This window comes from Stenotrophomonas sp. a6 (genome assembly GCF_030913325.1).
GTDB lineage: Bacteria > Pseudomonadota > Gammaproteobacteria > Xanthomonadales > Xanthomonadaceae > Stenotrophomonas > Stenotrophomonas maltophilia.
Map to the genome: position 1 here is coordinate 2,342,403 of NZ_CP133161.1, position 23,966 is coordinate 2,366,368.

Annotated in this window: 25 protein-coding genes; 19 read left to right on the forward strand and 6 right to left on the reverse strand. The window is 66.3% G+C overall.

Annotation, left to right across the window (positions count from 1 at the left end; genetic code table 11):
- Window positions 1-10 precede the first annotated feature (10 nt).
- Window positions 11-472 (reverse strand): helix-turn-helix transcriptional regulator, encoded by a 462-nt coding sequence (locus tag Q9Q79_RS10880; protein ID WP_060380355.1) that lies wholly within the window; start codon window positions 470-472, stop codon window positions 11-13.
- A complete protein-coding gene (locus tag Q9Q79_RS10885; RefSeq protein ID WP_060380356.1) occupies window positions 469-1,395 on the reverse strand; it encodes a LysR substrate-binding domain-containing protein in 927 nt (308 codons plus the stop codon). Before Q9Q79_RS10885 ends, Q9Q79_RS10880 begins: the two co-directional genes overlap by 4 nt.
- Window positions 1,396-1,486: 91 nt before the next feature.
- Between Q9Q79_RS10885 and Q9Q79_RS10890 the strand changes: the two genes are divergently transcribed.
- The 4 genes from Q9Q79_RS10890 to Q9Q79_RS10905 all read left to right on the forward strand — a co-directional run bounded on the left by Q9Q79_RS10890 (window position 1,487) and on the right by Q9Q79_RS10905 (window position 4,310).
- Entirely contained in the window at window positions 1,487-2,527 is a 1,041-nt protein-coding gene (locus Q9Q79_RS10890) for a hypothetical protein (RefSeq protein WP_060380357.1), read from the forward strand.
- Complete coding sequence (locus Q9Q79_RS10895) at window positions 2,524-3,405, forward strand: PD40 domain-containing protein (protein WP_201862021.1); 882 nt, start codon at window positions 2,524-2,526, stop codon at window positions 3,403-3,405. Before Q9Q79_RS10890 ends, Q9Q79_RS10895 begins: the two co-directional genes overlap by 4 nt.
- A gap of 67 nt (window positions 3,406-3,472) precedes the next feature.
- Entirely contained in the window at window positions 3,473-4,009 is a 537-nt protein-coding gene (locus Q9Q79_RS10900) for a hypothetical protein (protein ID WP_201862020.1), read from the forward strand.
- Complete coding sequence (locus Q9Q79_RS10905; protein WP_005413537.1) at window positions 4,002-4,310, forward strand: hypothetical protein; 309 nt, start codon at window positions 4,002-4,004, stop codon at window positions 4,308-4,310. The genes Q9Q79_RS10900 and Q9Q79_RS10905 overlap by 8 nt, the downstream gene beginning before the upstream one ends.
- On the opposite strand, the gene Q9Q79_RS10910 is transcribed toward Q9Q79_RS10905, so the two are convergent.
- On the reverse strand, window positions 4,311-5,666 hold the full coding sequence (locus Q9Q79_RS10910; protein WP_060380358.1) for a sigma-54 dependent transcriptional regulator: 1,356 nt from the start codon (window positions 5,664-5,666) through the stop codon (window positions 4,311-4,313).
- Window positions 5,667-6,062: 396 nt separating this feature from the next.
- Between Q9Q79_RS10910 and Q9Q79_RS10915 the strand changes: the two genes are divergently transcribed.
- The 6 genes from Q9Q79_RS10915 to Q9Q79_RS10940 all read left to right on the forward strand — a co-directional run bounded on the left by Q9Q79_RS10915 (window position 6,063) and on the right by Q9Q79_RS10940 (window position 11,472).
- Window positions 6,063-6,593, forward strand: a complete 531-nt coding sequence (locus Q9Q79_RS10915) for a hypothetical protein (protein WP_099531362.1) — start codon at window positions 6,063-6,065, stop codon at window positions 6,591-6,593.
- Window positions 6,590-7,207: a hypothetical protein gene (locus Q9Q79_RS10920; RefSeq protein ID WP_099531364.1), complete on the forward strand. Its 618-nt coding sequence runs from the start codon at window positions 6,590-6,592 to the stop codon at window positions 7,205-7,207. Before Q9Q79_RS10915 ends, Q9Q79_RS10920 begins: the two co-directional genes overlap by 4 nt.
- 43 nt (window positions 7,208-7,250) lie before the next feature.
- Entirely contained in the window at window positions 7,251-8,567 is a 1,317-nt protein-coding gene (locus Q9Q79_RS10925) for a hypothetical protein (RefSeq protein ID WP_005409778.1), read from the forward strand.
- Window positions 8,568-8,666: 99 nt separating this feature from the next.
- A complete protein-coding gene (locus Q9Q79_RS10930) occupies window positions 8,667-9,371 on the forward strand; it encodes a C39 family peptidase (protein ID WP_012480358.1) in 705 nt (234 codons plus the stop codon).
- 12 nt (window positions 9,372-9,383) lie between these two features.
- Window positions 9,384-10,133 carry a hypothetical protein gene (locus tag Q9Q79_RS10935; protein ID WP_111118073.1) on the forward strand — a complete coding sequence of 250 codons (750 nt, stop codon included), beginning with the start codon at window positions 9,384-9,386 and terminating at the stop codon, window positions 10,131-10,133.
- Window positions 10,134-10,179: 46 nt separating this feature from the next.
- Complete coding sequence (locus Q9Q79_RS10940; RefSeq protein ID WP_201862019.1) at window positions 10,180-11,472, forward strand: transporter; 1,293 nt, start codon at window positions 10,180-10,182, stop codon at window positions 11,470-11,472.
- A 16-nt stretch (window positions 11,473-11,488) separates the two neighbouring features.
- Here the strand turns inward: Q9Q79_RS10940 and Q9Q79_RS10945 are convergent, their stop codons facing one another.
- Complete coding sequence (locus Q9Q79_RS10945) at window positions 11,489-12,901, reverse strand: hypothetical protein (protein WP_201862017.1); 1,413 nt, start codon at window positions 12,899-12,901, stop codon at window positions 11,489-11,491.
- A 222-nt stretch (window positions 12,902-13,123) separates the two neighbouring features.
- Here Q9Q79_RS10945 and Q9Q79_RS10950 point away from each other — a divergent pair, with 222 nt between their 5' ends.
- The 8 genes from Q9Q79_RS10950 (at window position 13,124) to Q9Q79_RS10985 (ending at window position 20,433) form a co-directional block, all read left to right on the forward strand.
- On the forward strand, window positions 13,124-14,263 hold the full coding sequence (locus Q9Q79_RS10950; RefSeq protein ID WP_099527455.1) for an SPFH domain-containing protein: 1,140 nt from the start codon (window positions 13,124-13,126) through the stop codon (window positions 14,261-14,263).
- Window positions 14,264-14,283: 20 nt separating this feature from the next.
- Entirely contained in the window at window positions 14,284-15,636 is a 1,353-nt protein-coding gene (locus tag Q9Q79_RS10955; protein WP_201862016.1) for a TFIIB-type zinc ribbon-containing protein, read from the forward strand.
- Window positions 15,633-15,890 (forward strand): hypothetical protein, encoded by a 258-nt coding sequence (locus Q9Q79_RS10960; protein WP_005409784.1) that lies wholly within the window; start codon window positions 15,633-15,635, stop codon window positions 15,888-15,890. Before Q9Q79_RS10955 ends, Q9Q79_RS10960 begins: the two co-directional genes overlap by 4 nt.
- 188 nt (window positions 15,891-16,078) lie before the next feature.
- Window positions 16,079-16,663 (forward strand): AprI/Inh family metalloprotease inhibitor, encoded by a 585-nt coding sequence (locus Q9Q79_RS10965; protein WP_065184027.1) that lies wholly within the window; start codon window positions 16,079-16,081, stop codon window positions 16,661-16,663.
- A 69-nt stretch (window positions 16,664-16,732) separates the two neighbouring features.
- A complete protein-coding gene (locus Q9Q79_RS10970) occupies window positions 16,733-17,692 on the forward strand; it encodes a cation diffusion facilitator family transporter (protein ID WP_201862014.1) in 960 nt (319 codons plus the stop codon).
- 72 nt (window positions 17,693-17,764) lie between these two features.
- Complete coding sequence (locus Q9Q79_RS10975) at window positions 17,765-18,400, forward strand: DNA-3-methyladenine glycosylase (protein ID WP_201862011.1); 636 nt, start codon at window positions 17,765-17,767, stop codon at window positions 18,398-18,400.
- Window positions 18,400-18,594, forward strand: a complete 195-nt coding sequence (locus Q9Q79_RS10980) for a hypothetical protein (RefSeq protein WP_005413550.1) — start codon at window positions 18,400-18,402, stop codon at window positions 18,592-18,594. Before Q9Q79_RS10975 ends, Q9Q79_RS10980 begins: the two co-directional genes overlap by 1 nt.
- A 120-nt stretch (window positions 18,595-18,714) precedes the next feature.
- Entirely contained in the window at window positions 18,715-20,433 is a 1,719-nt protein-coding gene (locus Q9Q79_RS10985; protein WP_099527451.1) for a PAS domain S-box protein, read from the forward strand.
- Here Q9Q79_RS10985 and xth read toward each other — a convergent pair whose 3' ends face one another.
- Entirely contained in the window at window positions 20,434-21,225 is a 792-nt protein-coding gene (xth, locus tag Q9Q79_RS10990) for an exodeoxyribonuclease III (protein WP_005413552.1), read from the reverse strand.
- 161 nt (window positions 21,226-21,386) lie between these two features.
- Here xth and Q9Q79_RS10995 point away from each other — a divergent pair, with 161 nt between their 5' ends.
- Window positions 21,387-22,973, forward strand: a complete 1,587-nt coding sequence (locus tag Q9Q79_RS10995; RefSeq protein WP_201862009.1) for an alpha-amylase family glycosyl hydrolase — start codon at window positions 21,387-21,389, stop codon at window positions 22,971-22,973.
- Here Q9Q79_RS10995 and Q9Q79_RS11000 read toward each other — a convergent pair.
- On the reverse strand, window positions 22,943-23,929 hold the full coding sequence (locus Q9Q79_RS11000; RefSeq protein WP_111118069.1) for a TIGR03885 family FMN-dependent LLM class oxidoreductase: 987 nt from the start codon (window positions 23,927-23,929) through the stop codon (window positions 22,943-22,945). The two genes, Q9Q79_RS10995 and Q9Q79_RS11000, sit on opposite strands and share 31 nt — an antisense overlap.
- Window positions 23,930-23,966 lie beyond the last annotated feature (37 nt).

Genomic DNA, 23,966 nt, shown 5'->3' on the forward strand with positions numbered 1-23,966 from the left:
GGGACCTCCCTCAGGTGGGGTCCACGTTAGCAACCGCCTCGCGGCGGCGCTTCTCCAAAACTGCGATCTTCAGGTCCGGGCGCTGTGCGGCGCGTGCATGGCATTCCGGCACGCTGGCCGACGCCGCCCGGGTTGCACGCTCACGCTCACGCACATTGCCCGGGCTGTCACCGGTGATGTCACGGAAGATGCGGCCGAAGGTACCCAGGCTGCTCCACCCGGTCTGCGCGGCGATTTCGGTGACCGGCATCTCGGTGTCACGCAACATCGCCACGGCCCGTTCGATGCGCCGGCTGAGGAGATAGCGGTGCGGTGGTAGCCCGAAGGCCTGCTTGAACGAGCGGGCGAAGTGCGCCGGCGACACCGCACTGACCTCGGCCAGGCGCGCGACCGGCCATTCCTCATGGCTGGCGCGGTCCATCCGGTCCTTGGCACGCAGCAGGCGCCGCAGCAGTTCGGGGCTCTGATTCATGGCACCACCGCCTGGGCCAGGTAGTGGCGTGCCGCGTGCCGCGCCTCAGCGGCCTGCTCGAGCAGCCAGTCACGCAATGCAATGACCTTGGCACTGCCATTTCGCGCCGTGGGTGCCACGAACCAGAAGCTGCGACCGTCGCTGGCGACGCCCGGATGCGCCTGCACCAGCCGCCCGCTGTCCAGCTCGGCCTGGAACAGGATCGGCGAACCAATGGCGATGCCTTGCCCGGCGATCGCGGCGCCGACATCCAGATGTTCGACGGCAAAGGGCGCGACGAAACTCTCCGGTGGCGGCGGTGGAATGTGCCCGTGCGCGGCAAACCACAGGGCCCACCAGTCCGGCCGCCCGAGCAGGGGAATCTCAAGCGCGCTGCTGCCCAGCCCACGCGCCTTGTGCAGCAGCGCCGGCGCACACAACGGTGTGAACACGCTGGGAAACAAGGGAGTTGCCTGAAGACCCGGCCATTCGCCCTGGCCATTGCGGATGGCGGCATCGAAGTGACCGGCGGCCAGATCCTGCGGCTGTGCTGACAGATCCAGCTCCAGCACGAACTGCTGGTGGCGGGCGCGGAAGCTGCCCAGGCGCGGCGTCAACCAGCTGGTCCCCAGTGTTGGCAATACAGACAGGCGCAGTCGCGAGGCATCGATGTCCGCAGCGCGCATGAAACTGGCACGAAGCGCGTCGAAGGCCCGGGTGGCCTCCTGCGCGACACTGGCACCTGCCACCGTCAGTTCCACATGCTGTGCGTGGCGCAGGAACAGGCAGGTACCGGTCTGGGCCTCCAGCCGCCGCACGTGGTAGCTCACCGATGCCGCACTGGTGTCAAGCTCTTCGGCGGCGCGCGCGAAGCTGCCCAGCCGCGCCGCCGCCTCGAAGGCACGGATGGCGGCAAGCGATGGCAGCTGGCGTTGGGTGACCATAAGTGTGACTTAGCCTGAGCCCCGATATCTGCGTGGTCAATCCCCCTGGTACGCGCAACGATGGAGGCACCTTCGACAGGGGATCACGCACATGGATCGACGGCAGTTCCTGGCCACCCTGGCCACCGCGGCGGCATCTACGGCGCTGCCCCCCGGGTGGGCCCTGCCCAGCCACAGCGAAGACTGGAAATGGTTGCAGGGCAACTGGCAGGTCCGGCACCGACGCCTGAAGGAGCGCCTGGTCAGGGATACCCGCTGGGAGTCCTTCACCGGTTCCAGCGCGGTCTGGCTCACCCTGGGCGGACTCGGCACCATCGATGACAACGTCATGGCGCTGCCTTCGGGCCCCTACAGGGGCCTGGGCGTGCGTGCATTCGATCCGGTGTCTTCCACGTGGTCGATCTGGTGGATCGATGGCCGCAACCCTGCCCATATCGAAGCCCCCGTGCGCGGCGCTTTCAAGGGCGATGCCGGCAGCTTCCGCGGCACCGACCGGATCGACGGGCGCCCCATCGAGGTCTGGTTCCGTTGGCATGACATTCACGGCGAGGAGCCGTGGTGGGAACAGGCGTTCTCCGACGATGCCGGTGCGCACTGGGAAGTGAACTGGCGCAACTGGTTCCGCCGCACTGCTGCGGTCCCCTCTCCGCTTCCGAAGCTGCCGGATGCACCGGGCGATTTTGATTTCCTGGTGGGCCATTGGAACGTGCGCCATCGTCGCCTGCGCGCTCGGCTGGCAGGCAGCGATGCATGGGACGCGTTCAACGGCACCCTGCACAACTGGCCGGTCCTGGGAGGATTCGGCAACGTGGGTGACAACCTGATGGACATGCCTGGAGCGCCGCTGCGAGGCATGGGCATCCGCGCTTGGAATGCGGCGGAGCGGCACTGGCTGAGCTGGTGGCTGGATGGCCGGGAGCCAACCCGGATCGGCGCGCCACTGCGTGGTGGTTTCCAGGCCGGTGTCGGCCGCTTCTTCGGCGAAGACCAGCACGACGGTCGAACAATCCGGACACGGGTGATCTGGTCACGCATTACCCCGCGCTCGGCGCGTTGGGAACAGGCGGCATCGACCGATGGCGGGCGCAGCTGGGAAACAAACTGGGTCAGCGACTTCGAGCGACAGGCATGAAGGCGCTGCTGGCCGTGATGCTACTGGTTGCTGCGTCGCCTCCCGCGTCTCCATCACGGGTGCTGCGGATCGTCGGCCCCGCCGAACGCTTTGCCCCGGGCGTTGCATCCACGCAGTACGACGAGATTCGACTGACCTTGAGCCCGGACGGAAAAACCGCACTGTGGTTCAGCCGCAACCGGCCCGGCGGTTCGGGCGGGTATGACATCTGGGTCTCCCGCCACCATGGGCAGCGCTGGCGGCCGGCGACGCCGGTCTCGTTCAACACGCCGGGACGTGACTTCGATCCCGCCTTTTCCGCCGATGGCCGTGTGGTGTATTTCTGTTCGGATCGAGCAGGCGGCCAGGGCGGCGACGATCTGTATCGGGTCAGCATGGGGAGCGACGGTCGATTCGGGGAGCCAGTCAATCTTGGCCCCGCGGTGAACAGCACGGCCGATGAGTTCGCGCCGATGCTCTCGCCGGACGGTCGTACGCTGTTGTTCTCCAGCGATCGTGCGGGCGGTGCCGGCGGCCATGACCTCTACAGCGCCACGATGATCGGCGGCGTGGCGCGGCCGGCGCGGCCGCTGGCTGGTGGCATCAATACCGCCGCGCAGGAGTTCGATGCCACGTTCCTGGGCGACGGCCGAACGGTGGTGCTTGCCCGCGCCCTGGACTTCGGCAGTGCACCGGTGCGCCAGTTCTTTGCCTACGAGCGTGGAGGCCGTTATGACGCAGGCCATGCATTGCCCTCGCCATTGAACGAGGCCTCCGGCGACAGCTACGGCGCGATGCTGGATGGCTCGCAACCCGACACCTTGACCTATTCGGCGCGGCGCGCGGACGGTGCAGGGTTGGACCTGTACCGCATCCGCTTTCGGATGATGCGCCCTTGAAGGCAGATGTTGTCGATTTTCGGCGCCCCGGTTCGTCGAGAGGATGAAACCCCAGGAGAAAACGCAGATGGCCTCACACCAGTCCCTTGCCTGCGCCTGCGGCCAGGTGCGCCTGACCGCCGCGGGCCAACCCATCGCCACCGTCGAATGCTGCTGCGACAGCTGCCGCAAGGCCGGCGCCATGCTGCAGTCGATGCCCCGAGCACCGGACGTCCTGGGCCCGCACGGCCAGACGCTCTTCGTAATGCACCGCAAGGATCGCGTCAGCATCGATGCCGGACATGCCATGCTGCGCGCGTTGCGGTTGTCCAGCAGGGGCGGCAGCCGCCGCGTCGTGGCGGGCTGCTGCAATACACCGCTGTTCCTGGAGTTCAGCGGTGGCCATTGGCTGAGCCTGTATGGCCTGTTGTGGCCGGCGTCGGCAAGACCCGCCGTGGAGATGCGGACGATGGTCCGTGATCTTCCTGACCCGTCTGTCCTTGCAGACGATGTGCCGAACCTGAAGACCCGCTCGCTGCGGTTCTACGCCCGCCTGATGAAGGCGTGGATCGCCATGGGCTTCCGCAGCCCGCGCATCGAAGTCGCGGGAGATACCCATGTCTGAGCCCGAGCGGATCGAGATCGAGAGCATCACCACGCCCGGGCACATCCAGCGCGTGGATCGGGCCAAGTATCTCGCCATGCGCCACGCCTTGCTGCGGGCCCTGCCTGCGCAACCGCCCGGCCTGACCGTTGCGCAGGCAAAACAGGCACTGCTGCCACATCTGCCCGCCACCCTGTTCCCGGCAGGTGCCACCGCCGGCTGGTGGTTGAAGGCCGTGCAGCTGGACCTGGAAGCCAAGGGCGTGATCGAGCGCGTCGCGGGCAAGCCGTTGCGCCTGTTCAAGCACCTCGCGGCCGGCTGATCAGCGCTGCGCAGGCAGCTCCAGCCGGTGCTTGCGGCACAGGCGATACACCGTCACGCGCGATATCTGCATCTGCCGCGCACACTCGGAGACGTTGTAGCCGGTCTGGCGCAGGGTCTGCAGCAGCACATCGCGCTCGGCCTGCCCCCGTGCATCGTGCAGCATCGCCGCCGGCAGGACCGCCGCCGATGCGCCCAGCTCCAGGTCACGCTCACTGATCAGCTCGCCTTCGGCCATGATCGCTGCACGCTGCACACGGTTCAGCAGTTCGCGTACGTTGCCGGGCCAGTCGAAGCGCCGCATGGCCTGTACTGCGGCCGGTGCAAAGCCGCGTGCACGCACGCCGTGGCGCAACCGGAAGCAGCGCAGGAAGTGCTCGGCCAGCAGCTGCACGTCGGCACCGCGCTCGCGCAGCGGCGGCATCAGCAGGCGCAACACATTCAGACGGTAGTAGAGATCGCTGCGGAACCGCCCCTGCGCCACCGCGTGTTCCAGTTCGACGTGGGTCGCGGCAAGCACACGCACGTCTGCGCGCAGCGGCTGGCTGCTGCCCACGCGCTCGAAGGTTCCCTCCTGCAACACACGCAGCAGACTGGTCTGTGCCTCTGCCGGGAGATCGCCCACCTCATCAAGAAACACCGTTCCGCCGTGGGCCGATTCGAACACGCCGATCTGCCGCTTGTCGGCACCGGTGAACGAGCCACGTTCGTGGCCGAACAGCTCCGACTGCACCAGGTTGGCCGGAATCGCACCGCAGTTCACTGCAATGAAAGGCTTGCCGGCACGCCCCGACAGCGCATGCAGCGCGTGTGCGGCCAGTTCCTTGCCGGTACCGGTTTCACCTGTGACCAGCACCGGCAGCTCCACCGGCGCAAACTTGTGCAGCACCGTGCGCACCGCATGCAACGCGGCGCTTTCGCCAATCAGCGCGTGCGGTCCGTGCCCACCGCAGGTTGCGTCGACAGGCGGATCATCCGCGTCGAACTGCTGGCGCATTGCGCAGACCAGGTCCTGCAGGCCGAACGGCAGCGTGAAGCGCGCGCAGCATCGCTGCAGCAACGGCAGCCAAGCCGGTGATGTGGGTCCGGCACCCGGTGGCAGTACCGCCAGCCAGGGTAGATGCTGGTGCTGCTCGATCCACGGCGCAAGCAGCTGCAGCGCGACCGCATCGAGATGGCGCAGATCGAGCACGGCGAGCAAACGATCGCGCCCGCGCAGGCCAATCGCCATGGCGGGATCGGGATGGATGCTGCGCACATACCAGCCCGCTGCCGCCAGCGCACTGCGCTCGTTTGCCAGCGGCTCGCCAAACCAGAGCACGCAACGTGACGTAGAAGCCTCCGGGACCGCTGCCATGCTTCCCCCAGCATCCGGACACCGTCGGCGGACTGTCAGGCAATCACCGGCGTGCCGCCCTCCGCCGGGACCTCTACGGCCACCGGGGTGGCCTTTGTTGGGCGGATCCTAGCGCTTCCCTAAACGGCGGCGCAATGGGCAGTGCGTCAAGAAATTCCTGGCTGAAGCGGCACCGTAGCAGACGGCGACGCCACCTGTAACACCGATGCGACAGTCGCCCGCAGCCTTTGCCCTGCGGTGCCTGGCGCTTCGAAATCCCAACAATTCCGCGACGTGCCTGTAACAGCATGGCAGCAACCCGGTCAGGTGCGGCACGGTCACCCTGTTGGCGCGTGGGCGCTTCGGAGTTGGCACGGTTGATGCGTGGTTCCGCCGCACCCATCGCGGGAGATCGGCATGGACGGCACCACCCTGATTCGCGGCTTGGCCGCAGCGCTGGCAATAGCTCTGCTGTCGGTTGGCGCCGTCGCGTCCGCGTCGGGCGCCCGCCAGGGCGTGAAGGCACAACCGGGCGAAATCGTCCTGTTGCGGGACGTCTCCGCGCGGCCGGCCTATCGCATGGCACCACCGGGCATGGCGCTGATCGCCGACCCGAAGCCGCAGCGCGAGATCGCCGCCGCATTGGGTGTCGGCGACACGACGACCGGCATGGACGAGTTGAGCGATGAGGACTATGCCGGCATGGGCGCCGGCCAGGCCGCGTCCATCGCGGCGCCGGGCGGAACCACCGTTGAACGGGTCACCCAGCAGGCCTTGGGCGGCACGCTGGGCCGCAGTGGCGACGGCATGGTCGGCAGCAGCCTGGGGGGCGCCATGAGTGGGCCGCTCGGTGCGGTCGGCAGCAGCACCCGCGGTATCGCCGATACCGTGCGCGGCGCACTGGCCCAGTTCCCGCTGCAGGGCACGGCCCCGGCAGGTGGAAAATGAAAGCCCTGCACGGATTGCTTCTGCTGCTCGCTGCCGCGCCGTGGGCAACCCGGGCCGATGACTACAGCGGCATGCTCGCCTATCTCGACGTGGCCCGCATCGACGGCCACGCACTGGCCGGGGCCAATGGCGCCATCGCCGTGAACCAGGCCGCCGGGGACCTCAACGTGCAGGCCAACCTGCGGGGTATCGCCAAGGGCGATCGCGCCGACGTGGCGATCAATGCGCGGCAACTGCAGCAGGGCAACCGCGTGCTGTCCGGGCCGCTGCAGGCCACTGCATACATTGGCGGTGATGCACTGGCCGGTGCCAGTGGCATCGCATCCATCAACCAGGCCAGCGGCATCGCCAACACGACGCTCAACGTCGTCAGCGCGACGCTGGCCCGACAGGGCATACGCGAAACCGACGATACGGCCTTGGCCGCCGAGGGTTCCGCGTTGGCAGGGGGGCGGGACGACACCGGTCGCGGCGTCGCGACGGGCACCCGCAGCGCCGGTGTAGCCAGCACCGCGCTGCGGGGATTCGACGGGGTCCTGCAACTCAATCAGATCGCGGGCAACGGCAACGATACGGCCAACGTACTGGGCCTGGTCGTGCAGGACCGCCCGTGACAACCACCAAACCGATGCACCACCTGATGAGAGAGAGGGCACCATGAAAGCGACCGTCAAACAGACCATGCTCGCCATGGCGATTGCCACTGCCTCGACCGCCGCTGCGGCCAATGGCTGGGACAACCAGAACGCCAACGCGAACATCAACCACAACCACACCGTCAGCGAAACCCGCAACGATACGCACAACCACACCGACAACGACGTGCGCAACCGCACCGTCAACGTCAATGTGCAGAAGCACAGCAACATCCAGGCCGACGAACGCAAGGAGAAGAACAACCACGGCGTCGACGTGAACCTGGAGAAGGACCTGCGGCTGAGCACCGACATCAATTTCTCCGGCGATCCGAACATCACCGGCGACATCGACCTCGACTCGGCGGCCATTGCCGTGATCGACAACCGCCAGTCGATCAGCAACAACGCCACCAGCAACAGCCTGGTCACCAACAGTGCGTCCATCGGTGACAGCGTGGGTGCCGGCGCATCGGGCAATCTCGGCTTCAATGTGGTCTCCGGCGACAACAATGCCCAGGACAATGCCGCGTCGTTGTCCGCTGCCGATGCGTCCTTCAGCTTCGGCATGGCTGACGCCGAGGTGTTCGTCAACCAGGCCGGCTTCGGCAACGCCACCATGAACTCCGGCGTCACCAACGCCGCAGGTCTTGGCGGCAACGCTTTCGGCGGCGCGTCCGGCAACATCGGCGTGAACATCGCCTCGGGCAACAACAACGAGCAGAAGAACGCGCTCGCGGCCTCGGTCGCGACCACCGCGGTGGCCCAGTCGAGCATCAGCTCCAACCAGGTCTCCACTGGCAACACGGTCAGCAACGCCGGCTTCGTGCAGTCCTACACCGATACCGTGCAGGTCGGCATGCATGGCGGCGTCAGCGGCCTGACCCTGGCCTATGGCGCGGGCACCTACCGCGGTACCGGCAACGCCTACCAGATGGCCAACTACTACCTGGATACGTGGAGTGGCGAGCTGCCACACCCTGGTGGCAACAGCACCGGCCACATCGACCTGGACAACCAGATCCAGAACGCCACGATGAACCCCAACCGGCCGGGGGTGGGCGGCCTGGGCTTCGATACGCGTGAGAGTGGCACCAGCCAGTTCGTCGAACTGGGCGTGGCCGACCTGTATGCCAGCCTCAGCGGCACGGTCAGCACCACGCGCTGGGTGAACGTCAACGCCACCAACACCTCGGCATTGTCCGGCAGCGCCTTCTCCGGCGCCTCCGGCAACATCGGCGTGAACGTGGCTGCAGGCACCGGCAACCTGCAGGCCAACAGCCTGGCCCTGGCAGTCGCCCAGCCCAGCACCGGCGGCGGTGGTGGCAGCGGCGAGTAAGCGCAACACCCCGGCCGTCCGCCAATGGCCGGGGTCCCGGGAGCCCCTGTCCCTCCTCCCCCTTGGGGCAGGGGCTCCCCCCTGCTGCCGGAGACCGTGATGATCCGTTGCCGTCTTTCGATGTGCCTGCTGGCCTGCCTGTTGCTGCTGGCCACCGTTCCTGCGTGGGCGGGCGACGTGCGCTTCAGTGGCGTACTGCCCAATGGCGCGCTGCTGCAGCAGAAGGTGGAGAGCATGCAGGAGCGGCGCTACCGCAACGTGGTACGCCAGCACACCGACTACAGCTGCGGGGCTGCGGCGCTGGCGACCATCCTTCGCCACGCCTACCACCTGCAGACCGACGAGGCGACGGTGATTGAAGGGATGATGGGGGTTTCCGATCCAGCGCTGGTGGCCGAACGCGGCTTCTCCCTGCTCGACATCAAGCGCTACGTGGAATCGCTGGGCATGCGTGGCCGGGGCTACCGCATCGATGAAACACGACTGCGCACCCTTCGCGTGCCGGGACTGGTGCTGATGGACGTGCGCGGTTTCCGCCATTTCGTGGTGCTCAAGCAGGTGCGCAACGGCATCGTGGAAGTGGCTGACCCGATCCTCGGCAACCGCAGCCTGGCGCTGCCAGAGTTCCTGGCCGCCTGGCCATCGCGCGCGGTCTTCGTGGTGATCGGCAGCGACTTCGATCGCAACACCGCTCTTCTGCAACCCAGCGAACGGCCCAGTGCCCGCGCGCTCTTCGCGCGGCAAGGGCCGATCACCGATGCCGAACTGGTCGACTTCGGCTTCAGCCACGCCGACCTGTTCTGAGGAGGTATGACCATGTTCCGCCAACACGTATGGATGGTTCTGCTGCTGATGGCCCCTGCCCTGCCCCTGCAGGCCGCCGACGGCAGGACCGGGCGTGGCCTCACGGAAATCCCCGATCCGGAGCTGAGCCTGATGCGGGGGCGCTACACCGTGGGCGGCAACAACGTCGCCTGGTTCGGGGTCACCATGGTGTCGCAGTGGCAGGCCAGCAACGGCACGACCCTGCAGGGCGGCCTGACCCTGGGCATGGACTTCCGTGGCGGTGGCGCGCCGAAACTCAGCTTCCAGCCCAGCGTGCATGTCACGGCAGCCGATGCGCCGCTGCCCGATACCCACGGACGCAGCATCGACAGCAGCGGCCTGGCCAACGCCAGCGGCCTGGTGCAAAGCGTGCAGGTGGCCGGCGATGGCAATCTCGCGCGCAACGTCACCACGCTGACGGTTCGCGAGGGTGACGTGCCGGCGGCTCTTTCTGATGGCGCAGGCAATGTCAGTGCGCAGCAGGGCGGCGCCAGCGCGACGGCGGTGCTGGAAGGCAACCAGGCACGCCTGCTGCTGCAGGTGGATGGCCAGGGGCTGGTGCAGCAGTGGATCCGCAATGGCAGCGTCGGCCAGGGCATCGCCCTCGCCGGTGACGGCCAGATCGCCAGCAACCAGTTGCAGCTGGAGCTGGTGCGCAACGCCGTGGGCGGCAACCTGCCATTGAGCCAGAACGTGGCCCAGGCGATTGCGTTGAACCGCGGCATGGGGCCGGGCCAGTAGCAAGGCCTGGCATTGGGGGAAACGCTCCACAACGCAGGACACGATCATGCACACCCTGATGAGGATCACCCCGTTGGCGCTGGCGGCGCTGGCGGGCACCGCCCTTGCCGCACCGACGACGCCGGATGATGGCGCCGACGTGCAGGCCCTGGCCAACCAGCTGGAACAGCTGAAGGCCAACTACGCACAGGAAGTGCGGCGGTTGCGCGAGCTGGACATGCAGGTGCAGGCCATGCAGGCGCGCCTGGGCGGGCGGGTTGGCCCAGCCTCGACCCCACCGGCCGCGCCATTGGCGCAGGCAGCGGCCGCCGCGGTTCCACCGAGCAGCGAGGGTTACGCCAGTACCGCCGCAGAAGCACAACAGGCCAGGCAGGAGTCGCGGCGCAGCGTGGACGATGTGAAGCAGCAGCAATCGGCCCTGTTCTCGCGCCGCTTCACCATCGAGAACAGCCTCACCTACGCACGCTACGACCGCAAGCAGCTCACCCTCAACGGCTTCCTCGCGTTGGACGCGATCTTCCTCGGCAATATCGCCATCGAGAACGTGGAGTCCGACTCACTGACCTACAACGTGGCGGCCCGCTGGGGCGTCAGCCCGAACCTGACGCTCAACCTGGATGTGCCCTACCTGGCGCGGCGCACCGTGTACCAGAAGGGCGGCGCCGGCGGTGCAGCAGCCGCCATCGCGCAGGAGCAGACCAACGGCAACGGCCTGGGCGACATTGGCCTGAGCGCGAACTACCGGCTGTTCGGCGAACGCGGCTGGCGCCCGGAAACCGTGCTCACGGCCGGCGTCACCGCCCCCACCGGGCGCGCGCCCTACGGACTGGACTGGAAGGTGATCGAGCGCGATGACGATGACTACATCCGCTTCGCCGTGCCGCGCGAGCAGCCCACCGGCAACGGCGTATGGCAGGCCAACCTCGGCCTGTCGATGGTGAAGACCGCCGACCCGGCCATCCTGTTCGCCAACATCGGCTATGTGCACTCCATCCCGCGCGGATTCAACGACATCGACAGCAATCCGGACACGGTCAATCCGGGCGACGTGAAGCTGGGTGGCTCGATGTACTTCGGCGCAGGCGTGGCCTTTGCGTTCAACGAGCGGACCAGCCTGAGCCTGTCCTTCAGTGACCGCATCAGCGCCCGCGCCTCCACCCGCTTCCAGGGCGGCAAGTGGATGAAGGTGATCGGCAGTGATGCCAATGCGGCATCCCTGAACCTGGGCGTGACCTATGCGTTGAACCAGCACACCACCTTGGTGACATTGCTGGGCATCGGGCTGACCCCGGATGCACCGGACTTCACCGTGGCGTTCAAGATTCCGTACATGTTGTAAGGGCGCACTTGAAGTGTCACGGACCTGTGGGCAGGCATATCTGCGCATGTTCCACGTGGGTACAGCCGCATCGAGGTGGAGCTGCGAGCAAAGGTATGTACTTATGCCCGTGCTGCTTCTGGCATCTGCTGCAATAGGAGCGCCAATTGGTCTGTGTCACGATCCAGCCAGCAAATTGAGCTTCTGACGATGATTGGGAGGATGGATTGCCGGGATACGCACCATTGAATGTTGAAAATACCATTCGACCTGGGCCGACCCCTGCTGGCGTGCTGTTCGCAGTAACCTCACCGCCGTGGTGAGGAGCTACCATTCCGGTGAGATCCTGCTTGGCAGATGACGGAATGGATGGATAGTCAGCGTCACCGGTCAGCAGAACGCGCGCATGATCGGATTCCACTCTTAGCGCCAGGGAAGTGTTGTTCTTCAGATATGCAGGCGTGTTGGGTGTATTCGGGCCCGGATTGCATCGATGGATCACCACAGAGCCAACACTGATATCCGGCCAATTACTGTTCCAGATGTGAAGCGCGCTCGCCCCTCCAGCCAGTTTCCTGCTTTTGAGAGACAAAAGAAGGTGGAGGTGACTTGCACCCAGGGCCACCGTCGATGGCGGCAAGCGGACAACCCATGGCCTTTCCCGAGCCGTACGACGGTATACAGGATTCACTATCCAGGCACCCTTGCTCTTGTCCCAGCGAGCCACACCAGACTTGAATGCGAAGTGCCAATGATCCTGATCCAAATGAGACAGGACCACTGGCTCGTTGGATTTCCACGACTTGCTGAAGACCAGAGGATTGAAGTTATCCAATGCTGGAGAGCTGAAGCCTTTTATGTATATGGGCCGGCCAAAATCAAAGAAAAGACGAGGATGTTCGTATTGATCCACAAGGGCATTGAAGTTGGCCTGCCCGACGTCGTAGACCGCAACGCCATGCAGCGACACATCGACGCTACGAAGCGCTGCCTCGACCTGCGACGTCTCGGCAGCCTCACTCAGAAAGGAGCGCAGGTTATTGCTCGAGGTCGCCGCGCGTCCTGTCTCGTCCTTCTGCACGGACATGTAGAGTCTTTCAGGCCTACTTCCCTCACCAGAGCCATCACCAATTGGAAGTGTCCGCACAGAGATGGCGCCGGCGAAGTTGCGGTTGGAAAGAGTGATTAGGCACCAAGCGTCTTCGCCACGCGCATACTCTTCATCGCTCAGCTCGTAGTCTTCAACCTCACGCGCGTCGACGCTCAGCAGAAGAAAGTCGACGTTATCCGGCGCCTCGTCCATCGTGGCAAATGACTCGGCCGATGCGACGGGCATCGCATCAATCAGAACCGGAGCGTCGAGGTTCCAGCGCCCATTTTCCAGAATGTCAGTCGGCTCGAAGAGTGCGTAGTACTGTGCACTGCGTTCATCGGATTTGTAGCGCGGCATGCTCTGCACCCTCCTTGGCCAGGCCCGACACAGCGTCGGCTGGGACGTCATTGCCCCTCCTCCGATTAGGCCCGGAGTCGGCGGCGGAATCAACGTCCGGACTATTACCGGGGCCCCGTGGCGCCCATTCACCTGCCGGCACCACAGCCGCCCCCGGCCACTGCTATATTCAGTCCAGCTCGGCAGGCATGGTGCCTGCCCTCGAATCACAGGGAGTTGGACATGGGTCTGGTACAGGCGGTGAAGGGTGCGGTTGGCGGTGTGCTGGCCGACCAGTGGAAGGACTTCTACACCGTGCCGGCGGGCCTGCCGTCCACGGCCGCCCTGTTCGCGGCGGTGCCGCAGGGCACCAATGCCGGCCGCGGCTCCAACACCAGCGGCTCGTCCAACATCATCACCAACGGCTCGAAAATCATCGTGCCCGAAGGCTACGGCCTGCTGCTGTTCCAGGACGGCGCGATCACCGCGTTCGTCGCCGAACCGGGTGGCTACGAGTGGCGCTCCGACGATCTGAACTCGCAGTCGATCTTCGCCGGCGACGGCCTGGTCAGCACCTTCATCAAGCAGAGCTGGGAGCGTTTCAAGTTCGGCGGCCAGCCGGGTTCGCAGCAGGCGGCCTACTTCGTCTCGCTGAAGGAACTGCCGGACAACCGCTTCGGCACCCAGTCGGAAATCTACTGGGACGACGGTTTCCTCAATACCCAGGTCGGTGCGATCACCCGCGGTTCGTACACTCTGAAGATCGTCGACCCGATCCTGTTCGTGAAGAACTTCGTACCGGCCAGCTACCTGCGGCCGGGCCAGGTGTTCGACTTCACCGATCTGGACAACGCCGCTGCCAGCCAGCTGTTCAATGAAGTGGTCGGTTCGCTGGCCCCGGCCTTCAGCCTGTATACCAACGATCCGGGCAAGGGCAACCGCATCACCAAGCTGCAGCAGGACTCGCTGGGCTTCGCGCAGAGCCTGTCGGCCGCCGTCGAGCAGGGTTACCAGTGGAAGTCCGACCGCGGCCTGGCCATCGTCAAGACCGCCATCGTCTCGATCGAGTACGACGCCAACACCCGCGAACTGCTGAAGACCGTGCAGCGCGCCGATGCGCTGTCCGGTTCGCGCGGCAATTCCAACCTGCAGGCCAGCGTCGCCCAGGGCATCCAGTCGGCCGGCGAGAACGGCGGTGCGGCGGGCCTGGTCGGTGTCGGCATGGCCTCGGGCATGTTCGGTGTCGGCGGCATGCAGCAGCCGGCCACCCCGGCTGCCGACGATCCGGTCGCCAAGCTGAAGAAGGCCAAGGAAATGCTGGACCTGGGCTTGATCACCCAGAGCGATTACGACGCGCTCAAGGCCAAGGCACTGGGCCTGTAACAGCAGGACGCACAACCGACATGTCCGATCCCCGAAACGGCCCACCGCCGCTGCCCGGATCCGCGCCCGCGACGCCGCCGCCCCTGCCGGCGGCGTCGTTAGATGGGCCCGGTTCGCCGCAGGACGTCCCTCCCCTGCCCGGCAGCTTCCCGCTGGACACTTCGAAGCTGCCGCAGGCGATCCGCGATGAAGTGGAAGCGCCCGATCCCGTGGCCATCGATACCTCGGCCAGCGAGCTGAAGGACGGCCTCAACCGCTGCCCGCAGTGCGGCGCCACCGACATCCGGCCCAAGGCCGGCACCGACATCCTCGTCTGCCTGTACTGCCGTCACGAATGGCATGGCGCGCGGGTCGAGGAGGAGTTCGGGCTGGGCGAGGCCATCGACCAGCTGCGCGGCACCGTCATCGCGTCCGGCGCACGCGACATCGATGCCGACACCTCGGCGTTGATGACGTTCAAGTGCACCGGCTGCGGCGCCGAAGTCACGGTCAATACCGAAAGCACGATGACGGCGCGCTGCCACTGGTGCCGCCACGTGTTCGGCGTCAACGAACAGATCAGCAATGGCGCGGTGCCTGATGCGGTGCTGCCCTTCCATATCAAGAAGGACGACGCGGTCGCGCGCATCCGCCAGTTCGTCGACAAGCGCCGCATGTTTGCGCTGAAGGCCTTCAAGGACGAGTTCACCCCGGAAAACGTGGTGGGCGTGTTCCTGCCCTACATGATCGTCGACAGCAATGTAAGCGCGGCCGTGGCCGGCAAGGGCGAGATCAAGACGCGCGAGTACACGGTGGGCAGCGAGAAGAACAAGCGCACCCTCTACGACGCCGATGTCTACCAGGTGGAGCGCCAGGTCGATTTCACCGTTGATGACCTGCCGCTGGAATCCTCGGCCGAGCGCGGCAATCTGGACACCCGCGCCAACACCAACAACATCATCAACACCATCCTGCCGTTCGATACCAAGAACGCGGTGAAGTGGAACGCGTCCTATCTGGCCGGCTTCACTTCGGAGAAGCGCAACCTGGACGTGGAGAAACTGCGGCCGCGACTGGAAGACCAGCTGCTGTCGATTGCCCGCGCGCAGGTGGAAGGTTCGGTGAAGCGCTACAACCGTGGCGTGCGCTGGGAGCAGGAACAGCTGGAGGTGCATGGCACCCGCTGGGTGTCGATGTACCTGCCGGTGTGGTTGTACTCCTACCACCAGCCCGGAAAGAACGGCGGCATGCTGCACTACATCGCAGTGAACGGCCGTACCGGCGAAACCATGGGCAGCGTGCCCGTGCAGCAATGGAAGATGCTGCTGGCGGCACTGGCCACCGGCACCGTCATTGAAGCCCTCGCAATTGCCTTCCTGGTGGCATCCACATGAGCGACGACAGTGGCCTCTGGCTGTTGGCGGCAGGTCCAGCCGGCGCAACCGCGCTGTACTGGGCGCTGTACCGCTATTACCGCAACACCGACAAATCGCATTCCTTCGAGCACGAGACCGAAATCGAGGCACAGCCCGTGACCGGTTCGGACCAGCAGGTGGGCCGGGTCACCGGCACCGAGGAAAAGCGCATCCGCGGTGACAACGTGTACGAGTACCGGAAACGGGTGGTGAGGGTGAAGCCCGACCCGTAGCGCCAGGCGATGCCTGGCTGCTGGAAGTGCCGGCCGCTGGCCGGCATTCCTTCGGTCTCTGGGCGCCAAGTGGGAGCCGGCCAGCGGCCGGCACTACCCTTCGCTGGGCTGCCCCAGCGCACACCCTCACACCGTCTCCCACCCCACCGGTTCGATACTCGCGCGCCCCCCCTTCCGAGGATCCTGCGATGGCTGCCGTGCTCGCCCGTACCTTCCTGTCCGCGTTGTGCTGCCTGGCCCTGCCCGCCCTGGCCCAGGACGCCTCGTTCGGCTTCGGCGAACAGACCACCCACACCGACCAGACCACGCAATCCAGCAGCACCCAGACCCAGAGCAGTGGCGCGGTGACCACCCAGACCACCACCAGCGGCAGCTCGCAGTCCGAGTCACGCAGCGAAAGCAAGGAGATCGACGTGGGTTTCGGTTTCCACGACGACAACGACGACTGGGGCCACGACCGCCACCGTGGCGGCCGCGATGTGCGCGACAGCGATCTGTTCGGCAGCTGGACGCTGGGCCAGGAGAACGGCAACACCTGCTCCATCGAGCTGAAGAACATCGAGTGGTTCGGCGGCTACAGTGCCTACGTGCCCGCCGGCTGCCCGGATGGCTTCTTCTCGGCCAACCGTTGGGTACTGTCGGGCAACCAGCTGCTGCTCACCGACACCAGCAACACCGTTTTCGGGCGCTTCCGCGCGTCAGGCGGTGGGCGCTGGACGGGCTACCGTGAATCGGATGGGGCGCGTTTGTACCTCAATCCCAAGGGACACTGATCGCGCCGTGCACGCAATGGGCACGCGCTGATCGGGAAGATCAGGCGTCCGCCCCGCCCAGCCGCCGAAATGTCCGCTCCCACCGGTTCCCGTCTGGTCATCTACGCCGCCCTCGCGGGCAACCTGGCCATCGCCATCGCCAAGTTCATTGCTGCCGGCATCTCCGGCAGCTCGGCCATGCTCAGTGAGGGCGTGCATTCGCTGGTCGACACATTGAATGAACTCCTGCTGCTGTACGGCCTGCGCCGCGCCGGCAAGGCGCCAGACCCCGTGCATCCGTTCGGCTACGGCCGCGAGCTGTACTTCTGGAGCTTCATCGTCGCCCTGCTGGTGTTCGCCGCCGGCGCCGGTGTTTCGGCCTACGAGGGCATCCAGCACATCCGCCGGCCGGAGCCGGCCACCAACCACGCGTTGAGCTACAGCGTGCTGGGCATCTCCATCCTGTTCGAGGGAGCTTCATGGTGGGTCGCGCTACGGGAGTTCCGGCGTACCAAGGGCAAACTGGGCTACTTCGAAGCCTTCCGTCGCAGCAAGGACCCGTCCACCTTCACAGTGCTGCTGGAGGATAGCGCGGCCCTGCTGGGCCTGGGTTTCGCACTGATCGGGCTCGTGGCCGCCCAGGTCCTGGACATGCCGGTGCTTGATGGTGTGGCGTCGCTGTGCATCGCCGGCGTGCTTGCCACCACCGCCTTTCTTCTCGCACGCGAAACCAAGGGACTGCTGGTGGGTGAGCCGGCCCACCCGGCCGTGGCCGAGCGGATCATGGCCGTGGCGGAAACCGATCCGGACCTGCGCCGCGCAAATGGCGTGACCACCATGCAGATGGGCCCCGAACAGGTCGTGGCCATGCTCAGCGCCGAGTTCGAGGATGACCGGAAGACACCGCAGATCGAGGCGTGCATCACCCGCATCGAATCAGCCGTGAAGCGCGAGTATCCGGAACTGGTGGCACTGTTCATCAAGCCGCAGACACCCGAGGTCTATGCCTCCCGCCGCGCGGCACTGGCCGCTCCGCCTGCGCAGGAATGACACTGCGTCTGCGCCCGTTTCACCTGTCTGGTGCCACAGTGCCATCACCGTTTGCCCGAGCCTGCCTCTACCGTGCCGGATTGGTTGCCCACCGCTCTTCAGATTCTCCCCCGCAGCTTCTACCGGCGCCCGCCCGTCGAGGTTGCGCCCGAGCTGCTCAACAAACTCCTCGTCCGTGACGATGGCCGGGCCGGTCGCATCGTTGAAGTCGAGGCCTACGCGGGCAGTGTCGATCCGGCCGCACACTCCTATCGCGGGCAGACCCCGCGCACGGCCAGCATGTTCGGCGAGGCCGGCCACCTGTATGTCTACTTCACTTACGGCATGCACTGGGGCAGCAACGTTGTCTGCGGCGAAGTGGGTGAAGGCGTGGCGGTGCTGCTGCGGGCCATCGAGCCGCTGCTGGGCCTGGAGCGCATGCGCGAACTGCGCCCCGCCGCGCGCCGCGACCACGATCTGGCCAGCGGGCCCGGCAAGCTCTCGCAGGCCTTCGGGCTGGACCGCAGCTTCGACGGCGCTGATCTGGTGACCGGCAACCACGGCATTGTCATCGCCAGCGATGGCGTGCCGCCGCCGGAGGATCCAGTGGTCGGGCCCCGCATCGGCATCACCCGCGCTGTTGATTTCCCCTGGCGTTGGCACATCCGTGATCACCGTCACGTATCGATCCAGCTACGTCGCGCTTCCGCCCCAGCGAGGAAACGATGATGACCCCGCTCGACAAACCACTGCGCCGCGAACTGCATATCGACGGCCAACCCTACACTCTCACTGTGGCCCCTGAGGGACTCAAGCTGGTTGAGAAGGGGCGGCGCAAGGGCATCACACTGCGCTGGCAGGACCTGGTATCCGGAGACGCTGCACTGGCCACCGCCTTGCAGGCATCGCTCCAACAGCACTGAGCCGGCGCGCCCACCTCACATCGGCATCACCCCGCCGTGGCGATACATAACGGCGCGCACACTAGCGTAGCGCCAGCCAGCCGCCGCAACCGCCCTCGCCACCCAGCCCTGAAAAGCGCCATGGACGAAGCCGAACGACTGCTCGAAATCGAACGACTGCACCTGTTGGATACGCCACCGGAGCCGGTGTTCGATGCCATCGTTGCCGCGGCCCGCGCCGCGACCGGCCTGACCATGGGCCTGATCACCGTGGTGGCCGAAGACCGCCAATGGTTCAAGGCCAACATCGGCCTGGAGGGCGTCAGCGAGACCGCCCGCGAGATTTCCTTCTGCACCCATGCCATACGCCAGGACGAGCTGTTCGAGATTCCCGATGCGCGCCAGGACCCACGCTTTTCCACCAATCCGCTGGTCACCGGTGGGCCGCGCATCCGCCACTACGCCGGCATTCCCCTGGGGTCAACGCACGGCGCACGCATCGGCACGCTGTGCCTGCTCGACCCGATGCCCGGCGTGCTGTCACCCTCCCAGCGCGAACTGATGGTGCATCTGGCTCGGGTCACCACCCAGGTGCTGGAACAGCGCAGCACTCTCATGGCGCAGGTTGGCCAGGCCAAGGCGCTGCATCGCGAGCTGAAACGCAGTGAGGACTTCCTGGAGCGTACCAACCGTGCCGCACGGGTGGGCGGCTGGGAGATGGACCTGCTGACCAACGAGGTGCGCTGGACACGGGAAACCAAGCAGTTGCATGGCGTACGCAGCAACTTCACGCCCACGTTGGAGTCCGCACTCTCGTTCTATCGCGAGGACAGCCGCAACATCATCCAGGCGGCGGTACAGCGCTGCATCGACGAGGGGACATCGTGGGAAGTACAGCTGCCGATGACCACGGCCGACGGGCGCGCGATCTGGACCCGGGTGGTCGGCAGCCGGCAACAGGTCGACGGCCATCCGCGCCTGGTCGGGGCAATCCAGGACATCACGGACGAACGAGCCGCGCTGGACGCGCTGGAAGCGAGTGAAACCCGCTACCGTCGGCTGTTCCACTACAGCCTGGGCCTGATCTGCACCCACACGCTGGACGGCACATTGACCTCGGTGAATCCGGCGGCGGTGCAGTCGCTGGGCTTCGAGGAAAGCCAGATGATCGGGCGCAGCCTGTGTGACCTGATGCCGCCGGAAAAACGCGAAGGCTTCAGGGCCTACCTCGCCCGGATCCAGGCAAACCACACCGACGCTGGCGTGATCGAGCTGATTGCCGCCGATGGTACGCGCCACTACTGGGCGTACCACAACGTGCTCGACAACGAAGCCAGCCCGCCCTACGTGCTGGGGCATGCACAGGACGTCACCGCGCTGAGGATGCAGGAGCAGCAGCTGCGCGACATGTCCTTCAAGGATCCGCTCACGCAGTGCTACAACCGGCGTTACCTGCACCGGCTGGATGAACTGATTGACGAGCGCTGGGCCTGCGTGATGTTCGATCTGGACCATTTCAAGCACATCAACGACACCCAGGGCCACCGCCGTGGCGATGCCGTGCTGGTCGAGTTCGCCACCTTCCTGCGCTCGCCGCTGGGCAAGGACGAGACCGTGGTACGGCTGGGTGGCGACGAGTTCATGGTAGTGCTGGTCGCGCCAGCGAATGGCCGCCTGAGCGAACTCGAGCACTGGTACCAGGACCACGCCGCGCTTTCGCCCAGCGCGTTCTCGATGGGTGCGGCCATCAACACGGCCGGTGAGCCCGTGGCCGACACCATCCAGAAGGCGGACAGCCGCCTGTACCGAACCCGCGCGCGCGTGCGTCGGGAGCGACGCGAAGACCCTGCCGCGCGTTGATCAAGCCCGCACCGTCACCCAGGCCGGCGCGTGGTCGCTGGCCTTTTCCTGCAGCCGCACCCAACGGTCGACGCCCGCATCCTTCAGTCGCTCCGCCAATACGGGATTCAACAGCAGATGATCGATGCGCAGCCCACGGTCGCGCTCGGCGTGCTGGCGGAAATAGTCCCAGAAGGTATAGATCGTGGCGTCGCCGTGCACCTTCCGCAGCGCATCGGTCCAGCCCTGCGCGAGCAGCCGTTCGAAGGCATCGCGAACCTCGGGCTGGAACAGCGCATCGCGCCGCCAGGCCTTGGGATCATAGACATCGGCGTCTGTGGGAATCACGTTGAAATCACCCAGCAGCAGCGCCGGGTGCGGCAGCTCGACCAGGCTGCGTGCATGCCGGATCAGGCGTTCCATCCAGCGCAGCTTGTAGTCGAACTTGGGCCCGGGCTGCGGGTTGCCGTTGGGCAGGTAGAGGGCACCCACGATGACGCCGTGCACCGCCGCCTCCAGATAGCGACTCTGCGTATCCTTGGGTTCGCCCGGCAATCGGCGGCGGCTCTCGACCGGCATGGTCCCCCGGGCCAGCAGCGCCACGCCGTTCCAGCGCGCCTCACCCTGCCAGAGCGCACCGTAGCCGGCCTCTTCCAATGCCGCAGCGGGAAACGCGGCGTCGGTCGCCTTCAGCTCCTGCAGGGCAACCACGTCCGGCGATTCCCTGTGCAGCCAGTCCAGCAGCTGCGGCAGTCGCGTGCCGATGCCGTTGACGTTGAACGTCGCAATACGAAGCGTTTTGCGGCGGGGCATGGATAAAGGCTCCTCGGCGCAGCGGGACGAGCATTCACTCTGCGCGCCCGGGCATGCACGGGCCGTGGATGCCACGTCATGATGCGGTGCCATTCGGTTCACGAACCGCTGCCACGGCGCACAGCAGGCTGGTCACCCGTGAACAGTGCCGGAGAAGCCCCATGGCGGTGCGTCCGCTGCGCGCGATCTACCAGATCGACCCGTATCTGTTCCGCGACAGCCAAGGCCGCGGCTGGGGCACCCTGGATGGCATCACCGAAAAGCTGGACTACCTGCAGTGGCTCGGCATCAGCCATGTGTGGCTGCTGCCGTTCTACTGCAACGCCGGCCGTGATGGCGGCTACGATGTCACCGATCACTACCGCATCGATCCACGCCTGGGCGACGAGACCGCCTTCCAGCGCCTGGTCGATGCGGCCGACGCGCGCGGCATCGGCATCATCGTCGAACTGGTGATGCAGCACACCGCCAGCGCGCACCCGTGGTTCGTCGCCGCACAGCAGGGCGACCCGGCCTGGCGCCGCTGGTACCTGTGGAGCGACCACATGCCTGACGACGGCCTGCAGCCGATGTTCCCGCCGATCGAGGCCTCTGTCTGGACATGGGATGCCACGGCCGGCGCGTTCAACCGGCACATGTTCTACCGGCACGAGCCAGACCTCGACCTGGCCCATGCGCCGGTACGCGAGGAACTGCTGCGGGTAATGACGCTCTGGCTGCAGCGCGGCGTGGCCGGCTTCCGCGTGGACGCCGTTCCGTACATGGTCGAGCGCGCCCGCCACGCCGACCCGCGCGACGACGGGCTGTGGCTGCTGGAGGCGATGCGCGCCACGGCAGACGCGCAGCAACCAGGGCTGCCACTGATCGGCGAAGCGGATGTCCGCGCGTCCCACTACGGTGACTTCCTGTGCCACGGGCGGCGGCTTTCGCACCTGCTGGATTTCCACCTCAACAATCATTTCTTCCTCGCACTGGCACGTGGCGATGCCAGCGAAGTGGCGCGGGTCATGGCCGAGTACGGCCCGCACGCGCCGCCGGACACACGCATTGCCTGGCTGCGCAACAATGATGAACTGGACCTTGAGCAGTTGGAGCCGGATGAGCGCGAAGCGGTGATGGAACGCTTCGCCCCTGAGCGTGGCATGCGCATCTATGGCCGTGGCATCCGCCGCCGGCTGGCACCGATGCTGGAGGGCGACATCGCATGGCAGGCCATGGCCTGGGCGGCGCTGCTGTCGCTGGGCCAGGTGCCGGTGATCCGCTATGGCGAAGAGATCGGCCTCGGTGATTGCCTGGAACTGCCCGAACGCAATGCCGTGCGCATGCCGATGCACTGGCATAACGGCCCAGGGGCTGGGTTCACCGACGAACCGCGGCATGCCTGGCGCGCGCCACCGGCAGACGGCCCCTACGGTTACCGCACGGTGAACGTCGAGGCGCAACGCGCGACGCCAGGTTCACTGCTGCTGCGGGTGCGCGAGCTGCTGCAGCAGCGCAATGCACATTCCGTGCTGCAGCAGGGTCCTCACACGCTCGACCCGCCCTCACCTGCGCTGCTGATGCTCCGCTACGGTGAGGCACCCCATCAGGCACTGGCACTGATCAACTTCGGCGACGAGCCAGCGGAGGTGGACGTGCCCCTGCGCGGCCCGCTGAACACGCTGGTGGGCCACGGCGCCAAACTGCAGGGTCGCCGCTGTTACCTGCAGGGTCACGGCTATACGTGGCTGGCTGCCGAAGGTGCCTGAGTGCGCAGCGCGGGCAGCACGTGTTCGGCGAAGTCGTCGATGAAGCGTTCCTGCTCGCGGTTCACGTTGTGCAGGTAGATGCGATCGAACCCCAGTCCCTGCAGCTCCTGCAGCCAGGCCCGATGCTGGCCCAGGTCTGCCGAGACATGCACGTGCTGGCGCACCACCTCGGCGCTGACCGATCGGGCCTGTGCTTCGAACTGTTCGGGCTGGTCCAGGCCTTCGGCCAGTTCCGGCGACAGCACGTTGGCACTCCACTGCTCCATCGCACCTTCCAGCGCCGCCTGTTCGGCGCGCGCGTAGGAGAGCTTGGCCTGCAGGTACATCGGCTTGCCCCTGCCACCGCCTGCCTCGAACGCTGCCACCACACGCTGTAACTGCGCCAGCGGTTGGCTGATGGTGATCAGACCATCGGCCCAGCCCCCCATCCAACGTGCAGTCTCCTCCGTGACCGCTGCACCCAGCAGCGGCAGGGGAAGCGCCGGGCGACTGTAGAGCCGTGCCTGGCGCACCTGGAAGCCACCGTCGTGGTCGACCTGCTCGCCACCCCACAGCCTCCGCATCACCTCGGCCGCATCGCGCAGTGCCTTCTGCCGCTCGCGCTTGGCTGGCCACGGCTGGCCGGTGATGCGCTCGTTCAGGGCCTCGCCGGTACCCAGCGCCAGCCAGATCCGGCCCGGCGCCAGCTGCTCCAGCGTCGCCGCTGCCTGTGCCACCAATGCCGGGTGCTGGCGCAGCATCGGGCAGGTCACCATGCCCAGGGTCAACGCGCTCTGCACCGCCAGCGCACCGGCCCACACCCAGCTGTGGCCGGACTGCCCTTGCGCAGTCGTCCATGGATGGAAATGGTCCGAGCACATCACGGCCTCGAATCCCGCCTGTTCGGCGCGCAGCGCCAGGCCCAGCAAGGTGGCGGGCGGGAACTGCTCATGCGATGCGTGGTAGCCGATGGTCATCACGGATTCCGTGCGGGGACTGGACACGATGGCAACA